The organism is Brevundimonas sp. (assembly GCF_016463485.1).
Classification (GTDB): Bacteria; Pseudomonadota; Alphaproteobacteria; order Caulobacterales; family Caulobacteraceae; genus Brevundimonas.
In genome coordinates this window covers 1-6,776 of the sequence record NZ_JAEMRD010000164.1, presented here as the reverse complement: position 1 = coordinate 6,776, position 6,776 = coordinate 1, and the positions used below count along the sequence as shown (strand labels likewise).

Here is a 6,776-nt window from a genome sequence, read left to right as displayed (position 1 = left end):
ATTTCCGCAACGGTCAGACCCAGGTTGTGGGTCACGACCACGGCGCCGGCGTCGGCGAAGACGCCCTTGAGCGTCTCGATCGACTCGGCCTTTTGTGCGCGGTCCATTGCGGTCTCCAGTCTTGGGTTGCCGCCCGGGCTTATTCCCGAACGACGTCGTGGCTGTCGCGCGCCGCAAGGATGCGGAACGCCTGGCCGGGTAGCGATGTCCGAAGGATGCGACTGAGGCTGTCATCCCGACGTGCGGGCCGACGGCGATCCAGTGTCGCTTCCCCATCTCCCCACGGCGTCAGAGGGCTCTCTGACATTTACGGCCTGGGTGACCCCCAGACCCCGAAGTTCTCGGACAGGTCCGCAAAGACCGAAGCCTTGGCGGGAAGGCGCGCTGTATACACGCTGCGAACGGGAAAGCAACCGCTCAGGCGGCGGCGATGTCCGTCTGTAAAAAGTCGTCGCCCTTGTAGAGCAGCGGAACGCCCAGCGACCGGGCGCAGGCGTAGGTGAAACAGTCGCCCATGTTCAGCGCCGCCGGATGACGTCCCTTACCGAAGCGGTCGAAGGCGTCGAGGGCGAAGCGAGACTCCGTTTCGCCGATGGAGATTGTGGCAATGCTGGCATCGGCGAGAAACGTCTCGACATCGTGTCTGGCGACGGTGACCGTGATCCCCTCCTCACGAACGAGGGCTCTCGCCGTTTCCCAGATGGCCACGGCCGAGGTGAAGGCGCGATCCGAACCTCCTATCACCCTCTCCATGCGATCACGCTCGGGTTCGGCCAGCAGGATGGCGCAAAGCGCCGAAGCGTCCACGAACATCAGTCTTCGTACATTTCGTCGAAAAAGGCCTTGTCGGCCTTGAGCCCTGTTCGGGGACGGCCAGAGACGCGATCGGATGTCGCCCGCATCTTCTTCAGCCTTTCAGCAATTTCATCCTCGTCTCGCTTCAACGCGTCTTCAACCGCCTTGTGAACTGCGTCGGTCACCCCAACGCGATGGCGCGTCGCGTACCTGCGGACGATCTCGTCGGTCTCCTTTCGTCTGACGTGAAACGCCATATTCGCTCTCCTGGATAGCCAGAACATACCATCGGCTAGCCGCGCCCTCAATTCATGCCCACCGAACCCCGATTGACGTAGCGGCCAAGCTTGTGGATTACAGAACCGTAATCACTGCACGGCCGCGTCGGGGGACGCCTGCTTTTCATGGTCGATCCGAACTCCGAACAATCGGCGTTGCTGCGGCGCGCGGGCGAGGCTCTGGCGCGTCTGGACGCGGTCGGTGCGCTCGGGCTGATCGACCAGGCGGACGCTTACGGCGTGACCCACAACGGCATTCTGAACCGGTCGGTGGCGATGCGGTTGAAGGGGGATTTCCACGGGTCGCTGGTGCAGATCGACCGCGCCCTGGCGATCCAGCCCTATGACTTCATCGCCCTGCTGGCCAAGGGGGCGCTGCTGGAAAAGATCGGCCAGGCCCGCGCGGCCGTCCCCGTCTATCGCAACGCGCTGAAGATCGCCCCGCCCCGCGATCGGTGCCCCCCTGCCCTGCTGGCCCAGATCGACTATGCCTCGACCCTGATCCATCGTGAGGCCGAAACCCTGCGAGACCATATGCGGGCCGAGGTCGAGGCCCTGAGAGCGAGCGTCGATCCCGCAATCCTGGACCGGTTCGACGAGGGGCTGGAGATCTATGCGGGACTGAAGCCGGCGCCCAAGCAGGAGCCGCTGCTGCTCAACTACCCGCGCCTGCCGGCCATCCCCTTCTATGATCGGGCGCTGTTTCCCTGGCTGGAAACGCTGGAGGCGGCGACGCCGATGATCCAGGGCGAGCTTGAGGCCCTCATCGCGGGGGGCATGGAGGGATTCGCCCCCTATATCGCCTATCCGCCCGAGGTTCCGGTCAACCAGTGGGGCGAGTTGAACCATTCAGACAGGTGGTCGTCGCTGTTCCTGTACAAGGACGGCGAGCGTCAGCAGGCGGTCTGTGATCGCTGTCCCGGCACGGCGGCCCTGCTGGACAGTCTGCCCATGGCGGACCAGCCCGGGTTCGCGCCCACGGCCGTGTTCTCGGCCCTGCAACCCCACACCCACATCCCGCCGCATACGGGGTCGGCCAACGTGCGGCTGCTTTGCCACCTGCCGCTGATCCTGCCGGGACCGGCGCGGTTCCGTGTCGGCAATACGACCCGCGACTGGAAGATCGGCCAGGCCTGGGTGTTCGACGACACCATCGAGCATGAAGCGTGGAACGACGCGGATCAGCTACGGGTCATCCTGATCTTCGACATCTGGAACCCCTTCCTGGCCGAGGGCGAGAAGGCGATGATCACGGCGATGATGCAGGCCCAGCGCAAATTCATGACCGGCGGCTGAGACTCCGCTTCAGTCAGCCGGGGGCTGGAAGGCAACGATCAGTCGGGCCAGATCGGGTTCGTGGACGGCGGCGGCGGCTTCGTCGCGGGTCATCCAGCGCCGCTCGCGCTCGGTGGATTCCGGCCACACCCCCAGCTGGATCAACACCTTCAACGGATAGACGGCGACAACGCACAGCCGGTCCTGGCCGCTTTTCAGACGCTTGGCATAGCGAAAGGCACCGACGGCCGTGGTGGATATCGCCCCCTGAACGCCGGCCTCCTCCATCGCTTCCAGGGCAGCGGCCTCAGGGTCGGTCTTGCCGGCCATCCGCCCGCCCTTGGGAATGACCCAGCGCCGCGTCTCGCGCGAGGTGATCATCAGGAACTCGACATCACGATCGCCGACCCTCCAGGGCAGGGCGGCGACCTGGCGCGTCTCCGACCGGCCCGAGCGTAGTGCCCCGGCGTCGGTCATCGGCAGGCAACAGGGGAGGAAAGGAACATAGGAAGGCGCTCACGCAGAGCGAATGCTCCGTCTGCGGATGATCATGCACCGTCCGTGCCCCGCTCGCCAAGGCTCAGACGGCGGATTGGCATCGATCAAAGGTCGCCTGTTGAGACTCGATGGCGGCATTTGCGGTCAATCCCGCCCCTCTTGGCAGGGTCGGCGGTTCATGGCCTCAGAGATTTGCAGTCCGTCGTCGCGGTTCGTCCACCGCAATGGCGGCCATTCTGAAAACGAAAACGGCCCCGGAGATCGCTCTCCGGGGCCGTCATCATTGCGATTCAGGATCGAACTACGCCAGCGAGGCGGGGTCGATCTTGAAGCCCGGTCCCATGGTCGAGGACAGGGTGATGCGCTTGACATAGGTGCCCTTGGCGCCGGCCGGCTTGGCGCGTTGCAGCGCGTCCACATAGGCCTTCACGTTGGCTTCGAGGGCTTCCTGGGTGAAGGAGGCCTTGCCGATGCCGCCGTGGGCGATACCGGCCTTTTCGACGCGGAACTCGACCGCACCGCCCTTGGCGTCCTTGACGGCCTGGGCGACGTTCGGGGTCACGGTGCCGACCTTCGGGTTCGGCATCAGGCCGCGCGGGCCCAGCACCTTACCCAGACGACCGACCAGGGCCATCATGTCCGGGGACGCGATGACGCGGTCGAAGTCCATGAAGCCGCCGTTGATCTTTTCGTACAGATCCTCGGCGCCCACGATGTCGGCGCCGGCGGCCAGGGCCTCGGCAGCCTTGGCGTCCTTGGCGAAGACGGCGACGCGAACGTCACGACCCGTGCCCGACGGCAGGTTGACCACGCCGCGGACCTGCTGGTCGGCGTGACGGGGATCGACGCCCAGGTTGACCGCGATCTCGATGGATTCGTCGAACTTGGCCTTGGCGTTGTCCTTGACGGCGGCGATGGCGTCCGAGAACGGCATCAGGGCCAGGGTATCACCGGTGCGGGCCTTTTGAGCCTTGGTTTGCTTGGCCATGTGCTCAGCCCTCCACGACGTTGAGGCCCATGGCGCGAGCCGAGCCTTCGATGATCTTGGTCGCGGCGTCCAGGTCGTTCGCGTTCAGATCCTTCATCTTCTTTTCGGCGATCTCACGCAGCTGGCTGCGCTTGATCTTGCCGGCCACTTCGCGGCCCGGCAGTTTCGACGCCGAAGTGATGCCGGCGGCCTGCTTGATGTAGTGGGTCGCAGGCGGGGTCTTGGTGACGAAGGTGAAGCTCTTGTCCTGGTAGACCGTGATCACGGTCGGCAGGGGCGTGCCCTTGACCTCCTTCTCGGTGCGCGCGTTGAACTCCTTGACGAAGCCCATGATGTTCACGCCGCGTTGACCCAGAGCGGGCCCGATCGGGGGCGAAGGCGTGGCCGAACCGGCCGGCACCTGCAGCTTGATATAGCCCAGAATCTTCTTGGCCATTGGTCTCTCCTGTGAATGACCCCGAAGCTAATCGGGGCCGGTGAGCCGTGGTCGGGCATGGCTGCCTCCCACGGATTTGCCTGCGCCCGAGGGCGAAGGAGGCGCGCGTGTAGCAGACGATGGGGTGGGTGGCAAACCGGACATCACCTCCCCATTCGCGCAGGCGAAGGGGGAGGACAGATCGGCGGCTTCGCCGATCAGGCGGGGGCGGCGCGGCACCATGAGGTCAGGCCCGAAAAAGGGGCCACCGGCTTTCACCGAGTCGCCCCCTCCTGATCGCTTCGCGATCTGTCCTCCCCATCGCCCTTCGGCGATGGGGAGGTGAACGCTTACGCCGCGGCCTTCTCGACCTGGCTGTATTCCAGATCCACCGGCGTCGGACGGCCGAAGATGGACACGGCCACGCGCAGGCGGGCGTTGTCCTCGTCGACGCTTTCGACCTGGCCGTCGAAGCTGGCGAAAGGTCCGTCGATGACCTTGACGGTCTCGCCGATGTCGAAGCGGATGGTGGGCTTGGGACGCTCGACGCCCTCTTCCACGGCACCGATGATGGCCTGAACTTCACGCTCACTGACCGGCAGGGGCTTGGTGCCGCCCGCCGCGCCGAGGAAGCCCGTGACCTTGGGCGTGTCCTTGACCAGGTGATAGGCCTCGTCGGTCATCTCCATCTTCACCAGCACATAGCCGGGAAAGAATTTGCGCTCGGAGTTCACCTTGCGGCCGCGACGGATCTCGATCACGTCCTCGGTCGGCACTAGGATTTCAGAGAAATGCTGGTCCAGGCCGCGCTGCTTGGCCTGGTCGGTGATGTGCTGGGCGACCTTCTTCTCGAAGTTCGAATAGGCGTGGACGATATACCACTTGTGCCGCGGGTTGGCGGTCTTGGGCGCTGCATCGGTCATGCGCGTATCCTTGAGGGTCAGCCGCCGATCGCCAGCACGAGGCGCGAGCCCCACGCCAGGACGAAATCGACAATCCAGAAAAACAGGGTGGCGATCGCCACCATGATGAAGACCATCACCGAGGTGATCCAGGTCTCCTTGCGGCTCGGCCAGACGATCTTGCGGCCTTCGGCGCGGACCTGGCTGAAGAACTGCGGGATCGAGGTCTTCTTCTTCGGAGGCGCTGCGGGATCCACCGTCACCGTCGTCTGGGCCGCAGGCACGGTCGCAGGGCCTCGACCGGGGCGGAAGCCGCGAACGGTGGGCTTTTGGCCGCCGGGAGTCTTGGCCTTGGCCATGAGGGTCTCTTCAAACGATTATGCCTGCCGCCCCAGATGGGAAGTCCCACCATGAGGCGACAGGGGTAAAATGGCAGGAGTTGGGGGATTCGAACCCACGACCCCCGGTTTTGGAGACCGGTGCTCTACCAGCTGAGCTAAACTCCTTCAGTCCTAAGCCGCTGAAGACTTCGACCGTTCGACCCTACTCCATTTCGGGAGTGTTTGCGATCAAGCTCCGGGGAGCCGTCGCGGGCCGTTGAACAGTTTCCGTTTTCAGGGATAGGGCGGGCCTTATGCCGAACAACGCCCCGCGTTTCAAGCGCCCATGTCGCTGTTCGCACCGCAGGGGTGCGGAGGGTCATTGTTCATCGGCGCCGGGTTGGCCTATGGAAGTCGGCATGAAGATCGCAGCCGCCCCCCTGTTCGCCCTCCTGTCGCTCGCCGCCCTCGCCGGTTGCAAGGGCGGCGGAGAGGCCTCGACCACCTCCACGATGGAGAAGGACGGGGTCAAGGCGGTCGTCGAGATCAGCGATCCCTGGTGCCGCCCCACGCCGAACGGGGCCCAGGCGGGTGCCTGTTACCTGACCATCGAATCCAACGTCGCCAACCGGGTCACGGGCGTGGCCACGCCCCTGGCCAGCAACGCCATGATCCACGACATGACGATGGACGGTGGCATGATGAAGATGAGCGAGATGGCCGACGGCCTGCCGCTCGCGCCGGACCAGGAGGTCAAGCTGGCCCCAGGCGGCAAGCATCTGATGCTCATGGGCCTGACCGCGCCCCTGACCGAAGGCACCGCCGTGCCCCTGACCCTGACCTTTTCGGCGACCCCGGCGATGACGGTCGAGGCCCCGGTGCGTCAGCCGGAATAGGCCGCGCACACACCGCCTGACAAACGGCCCCGAACCGGCTAAAGGCTCGCGCCTTGATTCAAGGCCCCGCCGCGCCGTTCGACGACACGGTCACACCCCAGGAACACCATGGCTCTGAAAGTCGCGATCGTCGGCCTGCCCAATGTCGGCAAGTCCACCCTGTTCAACGCCCTGACCAAGACGGCGGCGGCCCAGGCGGCCAACTATCCGTTCTGCACCATCGAGCCGAACACCGGCGACGTGGCCGTGCCCGAGCCGCGGCTGGAGAAGTTGGCCGAGATCGCCGGCTCGAAAGAGATCATTCCCTCGCGCATCACCTTCGTCGACATCGCCGGCCTCGTGCGCGGCGCGTCGAAGGGCGAGGGTCTGGGCAACCAGTTCCTGGCCAATATCCGCGACTGCGACGCCG

The 6,776-nt window shown here is 65.1% G+C and carries 10 protein-coding genes, 1 tRNA gene and 1 pseudogene; 3 read left to right on the top strand and 9 right to left on the bottom strand.

Features of this window, described 5'->3' with window-relative positions; genetic code table 11:
* The 3 genes and pseudogenes from JHC99_RS16530 to JHC99_RS16520 form a co-directional block, all read right to left on the bottom strand.
* Positions 1-107 (bottom strand): annotated as a pseudogene (locus tag JHC99_RS16530) (50S ribosomal protein L10); the annotation flags it as partial.
* Positions 108-417: 310 nt separating this feature from the next.
* A complete protein-coding gene (locus JHC99_RS16525) occupies positions 418-813 on the bottom strand; it encodes a type II toxin-antitoxin system VapC family toxin (protein WP_292155713.1) in 396 nt (131 codons plus the stop codon).
* Positions 813-1,052, bottom strand: a complete 240-nt coding sequence (locus tag JHC99_RS16520; protein ID WP_292155712.1) for a type II toxin-antitoxin system VapB family antitoxin — start codon at positions 1,050-1,052, stop codon at positions 813-815. The genes JHC99_RS16525 and JHC99_RS16520 overlap by 1 nt, the downstream gene beginning before the upstream one ends.
* A 147-nt stretch (positions 1,053-1,199) precedes the next feature.
* Here JHC99_RS16520 and JHC99_RS16515 point away from each other — a divergent pair, with 147 nt between their 5' ends.
* Entirely contained in the window at positions 1,200-2,369 is a 1,170-nt protein-coding gene (locus tag JHC99_RS16515) for an aspartyl/asparaginyl beta-hydroxylase domain-containing protein (protein ID WP_292155710.1), read from the top strand.
* A 9-nt stretch (positions 2,370-2,378) separates the two neighbouring features.
* Here the strand turns inward: JHC99_RS16515 and JHC99_RS16510 are convergent, their stop codons facing one another.
* The 6 genes from JHC99_RS16510 to JHC99_RS16485 form a co-directional block, all read right to left on the bottom strand.
* Positions 2,379-2,825 (bottom strand): NUDIX hydrolase, encoded by a 447-nt coding sequence (locus JHC99_RS16510; RefSeq protein WP_292155708.1) that lies wholly within the window; start codon positions 2,823-2,825, stop codon positions 2,379-2,381.
* Between the two features lie 322 nt (positions 2,826-3,147).
* Entirely contained in the window at positions 3,148-3,834 is a 687-nt protein-coding gene (rplA, locus tag JHC99_RS16505; protein ID WP_292155704.1) for a 50S ribosomal protein L1, read from the bottom strand.
* Positions 3,835-3,838: 4 nt separating this feature from the next.
* Positions 3,839-4,270, bottom strand: a complete 432-nt coding sequence (gene rplK / locus JHC99_RS16500) for a 50S ribosomal protein L11 (protein ID WP_207931704.1) — start codon at positions 4,268-4,270, stop codon at positions 3,839-3,841.
* Between the two features lie 329 nt (positions 4,271-4,599).
* Positions 4,600-5,172: a transcription termination/antitermination protein NusG gene (gene nusG / locus JHC99_RS16495; protein ID WP_271144968.1), complete on the bottom strand. Its 573-nt coding sequence runs from the start codon at positions 5,170-5,172 to the stop codon at positions 4,600-4,602.
* Between the two features lie 17 nt (positions 5,173-5,189).
* Positions 5,190-5,510 carry a preprotein translocase subunit SecE gene (gene secE, locus JHC99_RS16490; protein ID WP_271144969.1) on the bottom strand — a complete coding sequence of 107 codons (321 nt, stop codon included), beginning with the start codon at positions 5,508-5,510 and terminating at the stop codon, positions 5,190-5,192.
* Between the two features lie 71 nt (positions 5,511-5,581).
* Positions 5,582-5,657 (bottom strand) — tRNA-Trp (locus JHC99_RS16485).
* Between the two features lie 233 nt (positions 5,658-5,890).
* On the opposite strand from JHC99_RS16485, the gene JHC99_RS16480 reads away from it, so the two are divergent.
* Both JHC99_RS16480 and JHC99_RS16475 read left to right on the top strand, forming a co-directional pair.
* Positions 5,891-6,367 carry a copper chaperone PCu(A)C gene (locus JHC99_RS16480; RefSeq protein ID WP_292155702.1) on the top strand — a complete coding sequence of 159 codons (477 nt, stop codon included), beginning with the start codon at positions 5,891-5,893 and terminating at the stop codon, positions 6,365-6,367.
* A 108-nt stretch (positions 6,368-6,475) separates the two neighbouring features.
* Positions 6,476-6,776: GTPase (locus tag JHC99_RS16475; RefSeq protein ID WP_292155700.1), on the top strand; the 301-nt coding region annotated here is incomplete at its 3' end.